Below are 15,543 nucleotides of genomic sequence, written 5' to 3'. Positions count from 1 at the left end.
GTCACGCTGATGGCCTCACCTCACCCTGGGCGGCGGAATCTCAGACTCCACCTCTGGTACGACCTCCGGCACCAGCGTGAATTGGTAGCGGTTGTCGTACAGCTTCACTTCCAGCTGCTTCCGGCCACGCCGTTCAAGCGTGTAAAGCTTGCCGGCCCACGGGCTGCCGAGCAGTGCCATCGGGCTGATGTCGCCCAGCCGCGACGCATCCAGATGCACCACCACGCGGTCGTCGAGGTAGGCAACCTTCACAGAACTGAAGAATGTGGCGTATTGACCGCTGCGCATCGCGGCGTAGCCGGTCAGTTCCGGGTGCGCCACCAGAAAGACGAAGTGGCTGCTGAAATCGACGTTGCCCAGATCGGGCTCGCTATCGCGCTGCGAGGACGGCCACTTCGGGCCCATGGTATCGAGCGCATCGGCATGGGTGATGGGGAAGAAGCGGATATCGAGATAGCCCGGGCCGCGCGAGTCCACGCGGGCCTGGCCGTCGTTCACCGCTGCCGAGGACAGCAGATTGTTGTGCACCAGCCCCGGCGGGGTGCTCATGTGGAATTCGCCGCTGGCCTGCACGTCCTGCGGAGGATTGAAGAACGCGCTGACCTGTTCGTTCTGGCAGGCGGCAAGCAGTGGCAGCAGCGCCAGTGGGAATGCACGCTGCACCAGGGTACGGATCCGTGTCATTGCATCAGGCCTCATCCATGGGGAGGCCATTAGATCACGCAGGGTGCAGCCGGGTCTGGGCCCGGCGCGACAGCGGCCGCCGCTCAGAAGGTGTAAGCGGCCTGCACATACACCCGTCGCGGTTCGCCCGGGAAGTGCCCGTTGCGTGCGATGAAGCCACTGGCGGCATACACCTTGTCGAACAGGTTCTTGACGTTGGCCTGGAACTGCCACTGCTTCCAGGTGGTCTTCCAGCTCATGTCGAACACGGTATAGGCCTTCACCGTCTGTCCATCGAGGCTGACGCGCTCACCGACATGGTCGGCGCCGAAGCCGATGGCGGAGTTGATCGCGGGCAGGTCGTAGCGCGTCCACAACCCGACCTTGTTGCGCGGCGCATTGGCGAAGCGGTCGCCGGAGGCGTTGGTGATGCCGCCCGGGCCGGCGTCCTTCACCCGGGCATCGTTGTAGGCGTAGGTCAGGTTCAGCACCCAGCGCTCGGTGACATCGGCCAGCAGGTCCAGCTCCATGCCGGTGCTGCGCACCAGGCCCAGCGCGGCCAGCTGGTTCACGCCGCCGATCACCTCGCCGGTGGCCTGCACGATGTTGCTGCGGTCGATGCGGTAGGCCGCCATGTTCACGCTCACGCGTTCGGCCAGCAGCGATTTCAGGCCGATTTCCCATTGCTTGCTGCGCTCGGCGTCGAACGGGCCGCCGGCGGCCGGGTTCTGGTTCGCCGCGCTCTGCGGCACGAAGCCACTGGCTACGTTGGCATACAGGTTCAGCCCCTGGCGAACGGTGAACGTGCTGCCGAGCCGCCAGCTCAGATCGTTGCCATCGACACTGCTGGCGCCGAGACGATCCTCATCCTTGAAGCCATCCCAGCGCAGCCCGGCCAGCACGTGCCAGCGCTGGCCCAGTGCGAGTTCGTCCTGCAGGTAGGCGCCGTAGCGTGTGCTGCGGGTAGAGGTGCTGCGCCAGGGCAGGGTGGCCAGGTTGTAGTCGTGCCAGGTGCTGGCGCCGTACACCGGGTTGAACAGGTCGATGCCGCGTACCGGGCCGGCGCCACGCGCGAGGTCGGCGCTGTTGGCGGTCTGCGCAGTGAAGTCTGCGTCGAGCTGGTACACATCGGCACCGAACAGCACCTTGTGGCCGACGCGGCCGGTGTCGATCCGCCACACGGCATTACCGCTGGCGGTGAAGGCCTCGTTGTCGCGGACCTGGTTGCGCAGCTGCCGGGTCATCCACTCGGCCACGCCATCGCGGTCGCGGTCGATCAGACCCATCGGCTCGTGGTACATCTGGTGCTCGTTGTTGCTGAACCAGCGTGCGGCGAGGTCCACATCCAGGTTGTCACGCGGCGCGAAACGGTACTGCACCAACGCCACCTTCGCGCGCATGTCGAGGAAGTCGCTGGCCTCGTTATGGTTCCAGCGGCGGTCGGTCAGGAAGGTGCCGGCATCGTTCACCGGCACGCCGCGCAGGCGGTTGCCGCCCAGGTTCTGGGTGATGTCGGTGAACTGCAGCACCAGCTCGCCGGTCTGGCCGACATCGAAGGCCAGCGAGGCATCACCGATCACGCTTTCGCTGTCGGCGTTCCAGCGCACGCCCTGCTCGGTATCGGCATACAGCCCTGCGCGGTAGCGCACGCTGCCGTCGGCGTTCAACGGGCCGGTGCCTTCGATGGAGCCGGCGCGGAAATCCTTGTTGCCCATCTGCACTTCGATGCGGCGCTCGGCGCTGGCCTTCGGCTTGCGCGTGACGTAGTTGATGACGCCGCCGGCATCACCGCCACCATAGAGCGCCCCGGCCGGTCCCTTCAGGACCTCCACCCGTTCGATGTTGAACAGCTGCGGCACCGAGAAGCCGGCGTACGGATCGCCGCGCAGGCCGTCGTACAACACGTTCTCCTGGCGGAAGCCGCGCAGGGTGACGCCGGCATAGCTGAAGAAGCTGATGCCGCTGATGCTGCGGTACAGGTCGGTGACCTGGCGCGCCGCCTGATCGTCGATCAGCTCGCGTGGCACCACCTGGATCGATTGCGGAACGAGCTCCAGCGGCGTGTCGGTGCGGGTACCGACTGCGGCATCGTCCACCCGGTACAGGGTCTGCGCACGGCCGCGCACTTCCACCTTGTCCAGCACTGTAGCGGCTGGAGGGGAGGGTTCGGCAGCCTGGCAGAGAGTGGCCAGGGGCAGCGTCAGCGCCAGGTACAGGGCGTGCGCGCGGAGCAGGGGAGAGGGCATGGCGGGCGGGGAGGTGGCTGCAAATGAGAAAGATTAGCATTTGCAACACTTCGTGACCTATCCCCCGAATGCGCTATGGACGTGCGCCGGGGTCGGTGTAGGGGTACCGGCCAGCGCGACCAGCACGCCGGTGGCGCCGCGCACCATCAGCTGCAGCATCGCCTCGCGCGGATCCTCGCCCAGTGCCTGGCTGGCCAGGCCCCTTTCGTAGGCGGCCACCACCGAGGCCAGCAGCATCGCCGCGCCCAGCCGGGCCTCGGCATCATGGGCTGGGCGACCGGCCGCGGTGGCCATCAAGTGGGCCAGATCATCGGTGAGCTGCGCCTGCAGGCGCCGCGCGTGCGCGACCAGCACCGGGCTGTCGGCCACCGTGGCCCAGAACGCTGCGGCACCGGCGTTGATCCGCAGCAGGGGATGGCCACTGTGCAGCAGGCTGCACAGCAGCGACTGGAACGCGGCCAGGGGCGTCATGTTGCCGCGCTCGGCCATGCCTTCGCGCAGCAGCGCGCGCGCCTCTTCGTCGCGGTCGAAGACCAGGTCTTCCTTGCTGGCGAAGTAGTTGAACACCGTCTTGCGCGAGACGCCGGCGGCCTCGGCGATCTCTGACATCGACACCGCTTCGAAGCCACGCGCGATGATCAACCCGGTGGCGACGTCGGAAATCACCTGTCGGGTCTCGGCTTTGCGCTGCTCACGGCGGCCAGGGGGCGGGGTCATGGGCGGTTCACTTGTGGAAACGTACACCGAGTGTAACATTATGCCTGCCAGAGCGCCGGCCCGGTGCTCACGAGGAATCCTCATGCGGTACGACGTGGTTATTGCCGGAGCCGGTCCGGTCGGCCTGTTCCTGTCCTGCGAGCTGGCCCTGGCCGGCTGTTCGGTGCTGGTGCTGGAAGCGGCCGCATCGCCGCAGTCGCCGCTGAAGCGCTTGCCGTTCGGCCTGCGCGGCTTGAATGCGCCCACCCTGGAGGCGCTGGACCGGCGCGGCCTGCTCGAGGCGGTGGCCGCGACCCAGGTGCTCAAGCCCGACAAGGGCGCGCCCCCACCCGGCACCGCGCATTGGTTGGCGCAGTCGCGGCCGCTGGGCGGTCACTTTGCCGGCATCCCGTTCGCCCTGGACAACGTCGACAGCAGGCGCTGGCCGTATCGCCTCGCTACACCGGTTGGCACCCAGATGGCGGTGGAACTGCACGCGCTGGAAACCGTGCTGAGCGACCGCGCGGTCGCGCTGGGGGTGCGCATCGAACGTGGCTGCGCGCTGCAGGCGGTGCAGGCGGGCGATGCGGAAGTGACCATCGAGACCGCCGCTGGACCGCTGCGCGCCGCCTGGCTGGTCGGCTGCGATGGCGGCCGCAGCACCGTGCGCAAGCAGTGCGGCTTCAGCTTCGCCGGCACCGACCCGGAGTTCACCGGGCATTCGTTGCGTGTGGAACTGGACGACCCTTCGGTGCTGACGCTGGGCCGCCAGTACACCGCGCACGGCATGTGCAATTTCAATCCGCCCGACGTGCTGGCACTGGCCGATTTCGATGGTGGCGCAGGCCATCGCACACCGCTTGATCGAGAGGCGGCGCAGGCCCTGCTGCGGCGTATTTCCGGGCGAGAGGCCACCCTCACCGCGCTGCATCTGCACAGCACCTGGACCGATGGTGCGCGCCAGGCGACGAGCTATCGCAACGGGCGCGTACTGCTGGCCGGCGATGCCGCGCATGTGCATTCGCCGCTGGGCGGGCAGGGCCTGAACCTGGGCATCGGCGATGCGATGAATCTTGGCTGGAAGCTGGCGGCCGTGGTGCATGGTAAGGCCGAAAGCACGCTGCTCGACAGTTATGGCGCTGAGCGGCATCCGATCGGCGCGCGGGTGCTGGACTGGTCGCGCGCGCAGGTGGCGCTGATGCGTCCTGGTACGGGCTCGCGTGCGCTGGCGGCGGTCATCGCCGACCTGGCCGAGACCGGCGACGGCGCGACCTACCTGGCCGAACGGGTCTGGGGTGTTGCGCAGCGGCTGGACCTGGGTGAAGGGCATCCGCTGGTCGGCCGCAGCGTGCCGGACTTGCAGTTGGGCGATGGCCGTCGCATGGCCGAGCTGCTGCGCGCCGGTAGCGGGGTGCTGCTGGTGTTCGACGCCGATTCCGCGCTCTGCGAGGACATTGACGGCGAGCTGCATCGCCTCACCTGCATGGCTTCGCCGGTGCACGACACACTGGGTCTCGGTGCGGTGCTGGTCCGGCCCGACGGCATCGTGGCCTGGGCCTGCGATGCCGGTGGCGATGCGAAGGGGCTGTCCGAGGCGCTGCAGCGCTGGTTCGGTGTGCTGGCGCCGGCCTGATCGGCGCGGCTGCGGCGCAGCCGGTGAGGACTGCGCCGCTTTCGCTCAGAGATCCTTCTTCCTGCCACTCAGGTCCAGTGGCTTGTCGCTGCCCTTGCGCTCGCTGGACCACACTTCCATGCCCTTGTTGCAGCGGCTTTCGCGCGCGGCGACGTCGGGCGGCAGGTCCTTGAGGTGCGGTGATTCCTGGCAGGCCGGGTGCATCGCGTTGTCGTCATAGGTGGCACAGGCACTGAGAACGGACACGACGATCAAGGCAGGTGCGGCGCGGTACAGGGACGACAAGGTCATGGGGGTTCTCGGAGGTGATGCCGGACTGGCCATGCGATTCAAATCCGTGACAGCAGGCACGCGCAATCCATCCAAGTGCACTTGTTATGTTGTAACAGTTGCGCGATAGTCGGCGGTGGCTATCGCGGCAGGCGCTACACCCGCACCGGCACAGGCGAGCGCTGTCGCCCGGCCTCGGTCATCACCGCCGCCAGCTGCTTGAGTGAATAGGGTTTGCGCAGCAGGGTGAAGCCATGCCCCGGGTCACGCGCCAGCAGTTCGCTGTAGCCGCTGGTGAGGATGATCGGCAGATCCGGGAACCGGCTGCGGACGTTGCGGGCCAGGTCCAGTCCGTTGGTGCCGGGCATCACCACGTCACTGAACATCACATGGAAGCGCGCGGCATCCTGTTCCAGCGCGGCCAGCGCTTGGTCTGCATTGCGGGCCAGCACCACGGTGTAGTCGAGTTCGCGCAGCGCACCGACCGCGAACTCGGCCACATCCACGTTGTCTTCCACCACCAGCACGCACAGCCCGTGGCCATGCACCAGGCCTGGCTGTGACAGCGGCCGCGGGAGTGCGCCGCTGGACTGGGCCAGCGGCAGGTAGAGCGTAAAACGCGTCCCGGTGCCGGGTTCGCTGCTCACATCCACCTCGCCCTCGGACTGCTTGACGAAGCCGAACACCTGGCTGAGGCCGAGTCCGGTTCCTGCACCGACATCCTTGGTGGTGAAGAACGGCTCGAAGATGCGGTCGACCACGGTCGGATCGATGCCCGTACCGGTGTCGGTCACGCTGATGGCGGCGAACGCGCCCTTCATCGGTGCGGCAAAGCGGATCGATGGTACCGCGGTGACCTGTTCGACCTGGATCGTCACGCTGCCCTGGCCATCGATGGCATCGCGTGCGTTGACCGCGATGTTGATCAGGGCGGTATCCAGCTGCGTGCGGTCCAGCAGCACCGGCAACGGCGTGTCAGGCAGGTTCACCCGCATCGTGATGCGCGCACCGAGCACGGTGGTGATGATGTCCGACAGTGCCTGCACGCTCTCGCACAGATCGAACACCTCCGGGGACAGGCTCTGGCGGCGCGAGAATGCCAGCAGCTGCGCGGTAAGCCGCGTGGCCCTGTCCGAGGCGCTGCCGATGGCCTGGATGTAGCGCAGGCGCGGATCGTCGCCAGGCCAGGTGTGCAGCAGCATGTCCACCGAACCGGTGATGACCTGCAGCAGGTTGTTGAAGTCGTGGGCGACGCCGCCGGTTAGCTGGCCGATGGCCTCCAGCTTCTGCGACTGCCGCAGCTGTTCGCGCGCGCGTACCAGCTCCAGATGCGCCTCGCGTGCCTGTTCGGTGATGGCCGCGACCTGGCGGCTGTGCCGGTCGCGCTCGATCACCCGCTCGGTCTGTTCGCTGACCACGCAGATGATGCCGGCCACTGTGCCATTGCCGACGCGCAGCGGCGAATAGGAAAACGTCCAGAAGGTTTCCCGCAGCGTGCCGTCGCGGTCCATCATCAGGGGCAGATTGTTGAAGCTGCGGCTGGTGCCGGCAAACGCATCGTCAATCGCCGGTGCCACCACCTGCCAGACATCGGCCCACACCTGTTCCAGGCCATTGCCCATGGCCCCGTGCAGCTTGCCGCCCAGCATCGGCAGGTAGGCATCGTTGAAGAAGAACGTCTTGTCCTGGTGGCCCCAGGCAATCCACAGCGGCTCGGGAGAGTCGAGAATCATCGCCAGCAGGGTGCGCAGTTCGGGCGGGGCGCTGGCTGCGGCGGCAGAGCGCGCCCAGTCGCTGTCCTGTAGCAGGCGGTAGGCCAGCTGGTCGGGCGCGGAGACGGCAAGGGGAAGGGCAGCATGACCGTCGACGCGGGAAGGTGGGGCAGCATAGCCGAGTGCCTGTCAGCAGGTCCTGCACATCTGTCCAGGCGCTGGCGGCACGCGGGTAAACAACGCCAGCCAACCTCGCATCAGGCGATGCAGGCCATCAGCGCCATGCACAACACCAGCATCAGCACGAACACTCGCCGGCTCAGCGCGAGGCAGGCCAGGCACGCCGCCAGGGCCCAGGCACCCAGCAGGGCGCAGGCCAGCAGCCACAACCCGATCACCATCACCGAGCCACTGGCCAGCGCCGACAGCGCGATGGCCTTGAACAGCGCCACGCCGAGCAGGCTGCCCAGCATGCCGGCCTGAAGGGCAATGGCGTCATGGCGGGCGGGGGCGGAGGGGTGATGCATGGCGGCTCCGTGCTGGCCGGTCGTGGGAGGCACCCGCACTGTGCCCAACGCCATATCCACGGAATGTGTTCATCGGCGGGATGCCCCGGCGACGACGATGATTCAGTCGAACTCACCCTCGGCCGACTCCAGCCGCTGCCGGTAGGCTGCCCGATGCTGGTACAGCCGCTGGCACTCGGCCGATCGGTGGATACGGCTGGACGGCTCGTTGGCTACCGAGTCGCACATCCGCGCAATATGGTTGCTGGCGGCCAGCTCGGTGACGAAGAACACGGCCGTGACGCCGGTACCAAGCAGCACCACATACAACAGGCGGCTGAGCCAGCGTGACCGCTTGCGCGCGAAGTGCTGCTGGATGGTCAGGTCGAAGCGGATGATGCTGAGTACGATCCAGATGATCGCGACCAGGAAGCACAGCGTGGGCAGCAGGCCACGCCAGAGACCGGCTTCATACACCGATTCGCTGTAGTGGACGGCCGCCCCCGCACCGGCGATGGCGATCGCCAGCGCCCAGTTGCGGCCCAGCGAGAGCAGGTCATCGAGCAGCTTTTCACGGTTTCGGGTCGGCACGGCTGCCACGTTGGTTCCTTCTGCATGCTGCAATCGGCGGCGGGCTGCCGCCGATCATGCAGATGGTGGGCCATCACTGCGGCGAAGAGAAGCCTGCCCGCGCGGTACCTGCCGATCCCTGCATCGCCGTCGCACCGGCAACGGCTGATGCCCCGACGCGAGGCTCAGCGGCTGCCGGCGACGCCGCCCTTGCGCCTGCTGTCCAGCATCACCGCCAGACCCCACAGCAGCAGGCCGCCGACGGCAGTGGCGGCACCCACATAGCCGGTGCTGGCCGGGCTGAAACCGGCGCTGATGGCCATGCCGCCCAGCCACGGACCGAGCGCATTGGCGGTATTGAAGGCCGCATGGTTGGAGGCTGCCGCCAGCGTCTGTGCTTCACCGGCAACGTCCATCAGGCGCGTCTGCAGCACCGCTGCCAGTGCGCCCATGGTGCCCACGGTGATGATCATCGGGCCGATGGTCCACACCGACTGCGCGGCCAGCGGATACAGCAGCAGCATCACGATCGACCACAGCAGCACCACGGCGGCGGCCTTGAAGTGGAACTTGTCCACCAGCCAGCCGCCGGCGATGTTGCCGATGATCGCGCCGATGCCGAACACGCCCACCGCCAGCGGCATCCACGATTCGGCCACGCCGGTGACCTGCACCAGGGTCGGCGCCAGATAGGTGAACACGCAGAACATGCCGGCAAAACCGACCGCGCCGATCGCCAGTGCCAGCCATACCTGGGTGGTGTTGAAGGCACGCAGTTCGCGCATCGGCGAGGTGCGCACCTCGTCCGGGTCGGGCAGCAGGAAGCGGGCGATCATCGCCACAGTGGCGATGGCCAGCACGCTGACCAGCGCGAAGGCGGTGCGCCAGCTCAGCTGCTGGCCCAGCCAGGTGGTCAGCGGGTTGCCGATCAGGATGGCGATCGACAGGCCCAGCAGTACGCGCGACATCGCCTGGCCACGCTGCCCGGCCGGGCTGATCGCCGCGGCCACCAGCATCGCCACACCGAAGTAGGCCCCGTGTGGCAGGCCAGCGACGAAGCGTGCGGCCAGCATGGTGGCGTAGTTCGGCGCCAGCGCGCTGGCCAGGTTGCCCACCGCATAGAAGCCCATCAGCGCCAGCAGCAGCTTGCGGCGTGGGAAGCTGGCACCGACGAAGGCCAGGATCGGTGCACCGACCACCACGCCGATGGCATAGGCGCTGATCAGGTGGCCGACCTGGGTTTCAGAGATCGCCAGGCCACGGCTGATCTCCAGCATCAGGCCCATGCTGGCAAATTCACTGGTGCCGATGGCAAAGCCACCCAGCGACAGGGCGAGGATGATCAGGGTGCGCTGGCGGGGCGTCAGCCGCGCAGCCAGGGAAGAGTTGGGGCTCATGCGGGGGCGCGATGGGGCGGGGAGCCGCCTATTGTACTGCTGCAGCGCAGCAGCGATCAGCGCCCGCTGCCAAGAATCAGCGTTTGGCAGGTGGTGCCGACCGCGCCCCAAGGCGGATCAGGCCAGCGTGTACATGTCGCTCCAGAGAAGGAACGCTTCCGGCGTCATCTGCGCTTCGAGTTCGGCCAGCACGATGTCACGCACCCTGATCAGCGCCTGCGCATGCGTGGAGGGATCCTCGCCACTGGCAAAGGCGTGTGCACCGGCCTCATCAGCCAGCTGAACCAGGGTACGTGCCGCCTCCATCAACGAGCGCAGGCGGGTGGATGCCGGATCGGGCACGGCGGTGGATGCGCTGCGGGTGCCGAGCGCGGCCAATGCGGCGGCGTACTTGCCACGCAGGCGGTCGGCCACCTCCGGCGGCAGCTGCAGCAAGCGGCGTGGATGGGCGTTGTCGGCGATGTCGGCCAGCTTCACCTTCAATGCCCGTGGATGCTGACGGATCCCAGCGTAGTAATGCGGGGCATCGGCGGCACTGTGCCGGTTGAGCAGGGTCACGATGTCGCGGATCGGCGCCGGAAAGGCCGCCAGCCGTGGCGCGTACTGCGGGCAATCCTCCACCACATCATGCAGCCACGCCGCCGCCTTGGCCGTGTCATCGTCATCGATCGCGGCGGCCACGCGCGCGACATGTTCGATGTAGGGCTGTCCGGCCTTGTCCTGTTGCCCGGCATGGGCTTGGCTTGCCAATGTGCGTGCCTGTACGACCCAGTCCATCGTTGCCTCCTGCTGCTGGAAGATAAATTATCGCCCAACCACGGCGCCGCCGAGGTTGACCCGCCGCAGGGGGCTGGGTAACGTGCGCGGGCCTGCAGCACGCAGGCGCCTGCCGAGTGTGGTTCTTCATGTTGGAGATTGTCGTCATCGGATAACCCTTCCCGTGTGTCTGCCGGGAGCGGTTATCGAATGCGTGGTTCCGTGACCGGGCGCCGTTGGCCGCCCGCGTCGTCCGCATTTCCGATTACGCAGGATCTCTTTTCCCATGAATATCTCCCGAGCGGAGCAGAGGACGCTGCACGTCCTCGCCCAGGGCGGCTGCATTGCGTTCAGCCGTGACGGCTCAGGCCGTGTCCGCAGTGTTGAATGCTTCAACCGTGAAGGCTTGTTGCTGAGCGATTGCACCCTGGCCGTCTTCAAGAAGCTGAAGAACAAGCGCCTGATCAGTTCGCATGACGGTCGTCCCTACCGGATCAACCGCGCCGGACTGGTCGCGGTGCGCCCGCAGCTGGACAATCGCTGATGCACGTCGTATCGACTCTTTTCCCTTCCCGCGGGCCCGCTGGCCGGGTCCGCCGCACTGAACGAGGTGCCTCTTGAATTTCATCATCCGCACTGAAACCCCGGCCGACATCGACGGCATCCACGCGCTGACGGCTGCGGCCTTCGCCACGGCCGAACACAGCAGCCACACCGAGCAGTTCATCGTCGACGCACTGCGCGCACGCGGTGAACTGTCGGTTTCGCTGCTGGCCGTGGACAACGGGCTGCTGCTCGGCCACGTGGCGGTGTCGCCGGTGACGGTTTCCGATGGCAGCAGCGGCTGGTATGGCCTGGGCCCGATCTCGGTGCTGCCGGCGCGGCAGGGGCAGGGCATCGGGGCCGCGTTGATGCGCGCGGCCATCGACGCCCTTCGCCAGCAGGGCGCGCGCGGCTGCGTGCTGCTGGGCGAGCCGGCGTACTACGGCCGGTTCGGCTTCCGCGCCGAGCCGGGGCTGGTACTGCCGGGCGTGCCTGCCGAGTACTTCCAGGCGTTGTGCCTGCAGCCACCGCTGGCGCAGGGAGAGGTTCGCTACTCGCCGGCGTTCGATGCGACCGCCTGACCGCAGGCGCTCAGCCCGCGTGCCGAAGGTGGATCAGCGGATAGGCACGGCCCTGCGAATCCAGCGCTGAGCGGCCGGTTTCGACAAAGCCCATGCGCAGGTAGAACCCCACTGCCTGCGCATTCTGCACATTGACGTCGGTGCTCAGCTGCGGATGCAGCGCCAGTGCGTGCTGCAGAAGCCGACGGCCGATACCGGTGCCACGCACATCGGGGTCGATGAACAGCGCTTCCATGTGCGTGCCATCGATCAGCATGAAGCCCAATGGACGGTCCTGGGCATCGACGGCGACGGTCAAGGGCGCCTGTGGCAGGAAGCTGGCCACTTCGGCATCGATGGCCTGGCGGTCGTCGGCGCTGAGGAAGTCGTGGGTGGCGTCGACAGCGCGGCGCCAGAGATCGACGAGGGCCGCGCCGTCGTCGGCGCGCGAGGGGCGCAGGGTGGTCATGGGGTCACCAAGGTGCTTTGGATAAAGGCGAAGTATGAGGCCTTGCACGCGTCTGTACAGGCCGGGCTTCACTCACCGCTGCGGTGGCGGATGAACGGGCTGTGCGCGGCCGCCTGCGCGCGCAGCACGACGCCGCCTTCAAAGTCCTGGCTGTCGTTGAAGGGCACGGTCGGCCAGTGCTGCCAGTGCGCCAGCCGTTCCCGGTAATCCTGTACGGCGGCGACGAGTGCGTCGTCGTGCGCCTGCACGCGTTGCGCCGCGAGCCCCGAGCGCACGCCATGCACCCGATGCGGCTGCATCACCTCGAAGCCGATGTAGCGCAGGCTGTACATCAACGGCCACAGCAGCAGCCCGGTATCGCCTTCGCGTCCATCGACCGCGCAGGCCCGTGCCGACGAGCCGGTGGTGACGCTGAGCAGTGCACGTTTGCCCTGCATCACCCCGTGTTCGTGGCGCTGCCGGCTGTTGTACATCGGCCCATAGACCAGCACGCGATCCAGCCAGCCCTTGAGAATGGCGGGCGCGGCGAACCACCACAGCGGAAACTGCAGGACCAGCAGATCGGCGGCGTGCAGCTGTTGCAGGTGACGCTGGATGTCGGCGGGCAGGTTGCCGAGTTCGGCGCTGTGCCGCTGCTCGCGCTGGGCATCGAAGCGCTCCGGTTGCAGGCGTTGCCGATGGTGGTGGGCGGCCTCGCAGGGATCGAAGTCCTCCGCGTACAGATCGACCACCTCCACGCTGATGCCGTCGCGACGCAGCTGTTCGGCGGCCTGCGCGGCCAGATGGGCGTTGAAGGACCGTGGTTCGGGGTGGGCAAGCACGATCAGTGCGCGCATGGGGTGGGCTCGGCGAGGGATGTGCGACCATCCTCGCGACGCCGGATTGCCCCGGCAATTACGCACTTTGAGGTAACCATGGCCCATCCCGGCGATGTCTATGCGGCGGACTGCTCGGCGCGCGATGCGCTGGCGCTGATCTCCGGCAAGTGGGTGATGCTGGTGTTGCCTGCGCTGGCTGACGGCCCGCAACGCAATGGCGCACTGCTGCGCAAGATCGAGGGCATCTCGCAGAAGGTGCTGACCCAGACCCTGCGGCAGCTGGAGCGTCACGGTCTGGTCGAGCGCTGCGAGCTGGGGCGCAAGCCGCTGCACGTGGAGTACCGGTTGACCGAGGTCGCGCGGGGCCTGGTGGCTACGCTGGCCAGCCTCGACCGCTGGGCGGAAATCAACTTTCCGGTGCTGGACGCGGCACGCGAGCGCTTCGACGCACGTTAGCAGCGCCTGCACGGCCGCCGGCGTACACTACGGCCCGGGCGGCCAGCCTGGCCCTGTTGATACCGGAGAACCGCCATGACCGATGCCCTGGGTGTACCGGTGCACGACGCCGATGAACATTGGATGCGCCACGCGCTGGCGCTGGCCGAGCGCGCGCAGCGCGAGTTCGACGAGATCCCGGTCGGTGCGGTGCTGGTCGGTGCCGACGGCCAGCTGCTGGGCGAAGGCTGGAACCTCAACATCGCTTCGCACGATCCCAGCGCGCATGCCGAGATCGTGGCGATGCGTGCCGGTGGTGCGCGACTGGCCAATCACCGGCTGCTCGGCAGCACCTTGTACGTCACCCTGGAGCCGTGCGCGATGTGTGCGATGGCCATCGTGCATGCGCGTGTCTCGCGCCTGGTCTACGGCGCCAGCGACCCCAAGACCGGCGCCTGTGGCAGCGTGTTCGACCTGCTGGGTGACGCGCGCCACAACCACCGGGTGGAGATCCATGGCGGCGTGCTGGCCAAGGACGCCAGTACGCGCCTGACCAACTATTTCCGTGCCAAGCGTGGCAAGCCGCCGTTGCTGCTGGAAGATCACGCCGACGAGGGCTGAACGGCGAAGGGGTATGATGGGCGCCTCTTTCCTTTCCCGGTGGGCTGCGCGCCTGCCCAGCAACGAGGCGACACCATGGCGGAAAACGGCGCGGCCAACGAGCGACTGATCTGGATCGACCTGGAAATGACCGGGTTGGATACCGACAACGATTCGATCATCGAGATCGCCACGGTGGTCACCGACGCGCAGCTCAACGTGCTGGCCGAGGGTCCGGAGTTCGCCATCCACCACCCGCTGGAAACGCTGGAAGCGATGGACGAGTGGAACCGCAACCAGCACCGCCGTTCCGGCCTGTGGCAGCGCGTTGTGGACAGCACCGTCACCCTGGGCCAGGCCGAGGCGCAGACGGTGAACTTCCTGGCGCAATGGATTCCCTCAAGCCTGTCGCCGATGTGCGGCAACTCGATCTGCCAGGACCGCCGCTTCCTGCACCGGCAGATGCCGCGGCTGGAGAAGTACTTCCACTACCGCAACCTGGACGTGTCCACGGTGAAGGAACTGGCCAAGCGCTGGGCGCCGACCGTGGCTGCCGGTGTCGGCAAGAACAGCAACCACACCGCGCTGAGCGATGTGCATGACTCGATCGCCGAACTGCGCCACTACCGCCAGTTCATGGGCGCACTGTCGGGCCTGCCGGCTGCCTGATGCCGTCGCCCGTTGGGGGCGGATCCCTTTCCGGCGGAAAGGGCTCTGACCCCTCTGCCGTGCCCCGCGACGAACCGTTCAACTTCCCGGCGCTAAGATCGGCGCCATGAACGAGCCCATCCTGCTCCCCCGCGATATCGCCCACGACGCCCGCGACTGGTCCGACCTGCAGCGGGCGGTGGCGCTGCTGGAAGCGCCGACGCTGACCGCGCGCATGGCCAACCTGGTCGGCACGCCGCTGGAGTTCGCGGTGAAGGCGCTGCCCAAGGCAGTCTCCGGCCGCATCCATGGCGCGGTGCAGGCGGCGCTGTCCAAATCGGCGCAGGCCGCGTTGTGGAGCATGGACAACACGCCCGGCAAGGGCGCCTCCACCCGCTGGCACAAACTGGCGGTCGCCACCTCCGGTGCGGTGGGCGGGGCGTTCGGCTTCGCCGCGCTGTTCATCGAACTGCCGGTGTCGACCACCATCATGATGCGTGCGGTGGCCGACGTGGCCCGCAGCGAGGGCTTCGATCTGTCCGAGTTCAGCACCCGCCAGGCCTGCCTGGAGGTGTTCGCGCTGGGCGGCAACTCGCCGCGCGATGACGCCAGCGAGACCGGCTACTACCTGGCCCGTGGCTTCACCACCGACGTGATGAGGCATCTGTCGGCCGAACTGGCAGGGCGCGTGGTGACCGGTCGCGACCTGACCCTGGGCGTGGCACCGAAGGAAGCCGGCAAGCTGCTGGCGAAGCTGGTGGAGAAGGTGGCGGCGCGCTTCGGCGTGGTGGTCACTGAGAAGTTCGCCGCGCAGGCGGTGCCGATCGTCGGTGCCGCCGCCGGTGCAACGCTCAATACCATGTTCACCGACTACTACCAGGACATGGCGCGGGGTCACTTCATCGTGCGTCGGCTGGAACTGAAGTACGGCGAAGATGTGGTGCGCACCTGCTATGACCGGGTGGCGCATGGCGCGATCAGGATCGAGCCCAGCCTGGAGTAGATTCACGCCGTGCGTGGA

16 protein-coding genes and 2 pseudogenes are annotated in these 15,543 nt (G+C 67.5%); 7 read left to right on the top strand and 11 right to left on the bottom strand.

Annotated elements, in window-relative coordinates; all coding sequences use genetic code 11:
- Positions 1-15: 15 nt before the first annotated feature.
- The 3 genes and pseudogenes from N4G47_RS11475 to N4G47_RS11465 all read right to left on the bottom strand — a co-directional run bounded on the left by N4G47_RS11475 (position 16) and on the right by N4G47_RS11465 (position 3,626).
- Positions 16-684 (bottom strand): hypothetical protein, encoded by a 669-nt coding sequence (locus N4G47_RS11475; protein WP_475287228.1) that lies wholly within the window; start codon positions 682-684, stop codon positions 16-18.
- A gap of 83 nt (positions 685-767) precedes the next feature.
- Positions 768-2,909, bottom strand: coding sequence for a TonB-dependent siderophore receptor (locus tag N4G47_RS11470; protein ID WP_475287226.1), 2,142 nt, complete (start codon positions 2,907-2,909; stop codon positions 768-770).
- 73 nt (positions 2,910-2,982) lie between these two features.
- A pseudogene (locus N4G47_RS11465) lies at positions 2,983-3,626 on the bottom strand (TetR/AcrR family transcriptional regulator).
- 82 nt (positions 3,627-3,708) lie between these two features.
- Between N4G47_RS11465 and N4G47_RS11460 the strand changes: the two are divergent.
- On the top strand, positions 3,709-5,238 hold the full coding sequence (locus N4G47_RS11460) for an FAD-dependent monooxygenase (RefSeq protein WP_475287224.1): 1,530 nt from the start codon (positions 3,709-3,711) through the stop codon (positions 5,236-5,238).
- Between the two features lie 45 nt (positions 5,239-5,283).
- On the opposite strand, the gene N4G47_RS11455 is transcribed toward N4G47_RS11460, so the two are convergent.
- From N4G47_RS11455 to N4G47_RS11430, 6 genes and pseudogenes are all read right to left on the bottom strand, one after another.
- On the bottom strand, positions 5,284-5,529 hold the full coding sequence (locus N4G47_RS11455; RefSeq protein ID WP_475287222.1) for a hypothetical protein: 246 nt from the start codon (positions 5,527-5,529) through the stop codon (positions 5,284-5,286).
- A 134-nt stretch (positions 5,530-5,663) separates the two neighbouring features.
- Positions 5,664-7,366 (bottom strand): annotated as a pseudogene (locus tag N4G47_RS11450) (ATP-binding protein).
- Between the two features lie 111 nt (positions 7,367-7,477).
- The gene (locus N4G47_RS11445; RefSeq protein ID WP_475287220.1) at positions 7,478-7,747 is read right to left on the bottom strand and encodes a hypothetical protein; all 270 of its coding nucleotides are present in this window, start codon (positions 7,745-7,747) and stop codon (positions 7,478-7,480) included.
- Between the two features lie 102 nt (positions 7,748-7,849).
- Positions 7,850-8,326, bottom strand: coding sequence for a hypothetical protein (locus N4G47_RS11440; protein ID WP_107233131.1), 477 nt, complete (start codon positions 8,324-8,326; stop codon positions 7,850-7,852).
- Positions 8,327-8,481: 155 nt separating this feature from the next.
- Positions 8,482-9,693, bottom strand: a complete 1,212-nt coding sequence (locus N4G47_RS11435; protein ID WP_475287218.1) for an MFS transporter — start codon at positions 9,691-9,693, stop codon at positions 8,482-8,484.
- A gap of 117 nt (positions 9,694-9,810) precedes the next feature.
- Entirely contained in the window at positions 9,811-10,470 is a 660-nt protein-coding gene (locus N4G47_RS11430; RefSeq protein WP_475287216.1) for an HD domain-containing protein, read from the bottom strand.
- A gap of 265 nt (positions 10,471-10,735) precedes the next feature.
- Here N4G47_RS11430 and N4G47_RS11425 point away from each other — a divergent pair, with 265 nt between their 5' ends.
- Together N4G47_RS11425 and N4G47_RS11420 are read left to right on the top strand one after the other, a co-directional pair.
- Positions 10,736-10,993, top strand: a complete 258-nt coding sequence (locus tag N4G47_RS11425) for a YjhX family toxin (RefSeq protein ID WP_040007459.1) — start codon at positions 10,736-10,738, stop codon at positions 10,991-10,993.
- Positions 10,994-11,066: 73 nt separating this feature from the next.
- Entirely contained in the window at positions 11,067-11,573 is a 507-nt protein-coding gene (locus tag N4G47_RS11420; protein WP_475287214.1) for a GNAT family N-acetyltransferase, read from the top strand.
- 10 nt (positions 11,574-11,583) lie between these two features.
- Here N4G47_RS11420 and N4G47_RS11415 read toward each other — a convergent pair whose 3' ends face one another.
- Both N4G47_RS11415 and N4G47_RS11410 read right to left on the bottom strand, forming a co-directional pair.
- Entirely contained in the window at positions 11,584-12,021 is a 438-nt protein-coding gene (locus N4G47_RS11415; RefSeq protein WP_475287212.1) for an acetyltransferase, read from the bottom strand.
- A gap of 68 nt (positions 12,022-12,089) precedes the next feature.
- Positions 12,090-12,857 carry an NAD(P)H-dependent oxidoreductase gene (locus tag N4G47_RS11410; RefSeq protein ID WP_475287210.1) on the bottom strand — a complete coding sequence of 256 codons (768 nt, stop codon included), beginning with the start codon at positions 12,855-12,857 and terminating at the stop codon, positions 12,090-12,092.
- A 78-nt stretch (positions 12,858-12,935) separates the two neighbouring features.
- Here N4G47_RS11410 and N4G47_RS11405 point away from each other — a divergent pair, with 78 nt between their 5' ends.
- The 4 genes from N4G47_RS11405 to N4G47_RS11390 all read left to right on the top strand — a co-directional run bounded on the left by N4G47_RS11405 (position 12,936) and on the right by N4G47_RS11390 (position 15,525).
- Entirely contained in the window at positions 12,936-13,295 is a 360-nt protein-coding gene (locus N4G47_RS11405) for a winged helix-turn-helix transcriptional regulator (protein ID WP_107233138.1), read from the top strand.
- A gap of 75 nt (positions 13,296-13,370) precedes the next feature.
- Positions 13,371-13,895, top strand: a complete 525-nt coding sequence (gene tadA, locus N4G47_RS11400; RefSeq protein ID WP_475287208.1) for a tRNA adenosine(34) deaminase TadA — start codon at positions 13,371-13,373, stop codon at positions 13,893-13,895.
- 75 nt (positions 13,896-13,970) lie between these two features.
- The gene (orn, locus tag N4G47_RS11395; RefSeq protein ID WP_475287206.1) at positions 13,971-14,543 is read left to right on the top strand and encodes an oligoribonuclease; all 573 of its coding nucleotides are present in this window, start codon (positions 13,971-13,973) and stop codon (positions 14,541-14,543) included.
- 106 nt (positions 14,544-14,649) lie between these two features.
- Positions 14,650-15,525 carry an EcsC family protein gene (locus tag N4G47_RS11390; RefSeq protein ID WP_475287204.1) on the top strand — a complete coding sequence of 292 codons (876 nt, stop codon included), beginning with the start codon at positions 14,650-14,652 and terminating at the stop codon, positions 15,523-15,525.
- The last annotated feature ends 18 nt before the right edge of the window (positions 15,526-15,543 follow it).

It is taken from the genome of Stenotrophomonas sp. GSD10, from assembly GCF_056172695.1.
The sequence above is the reverse complement of the archived record's forward strand: the minus strand, read 5'-3'. Positions and strand labels throughout refer to the sequence as shown.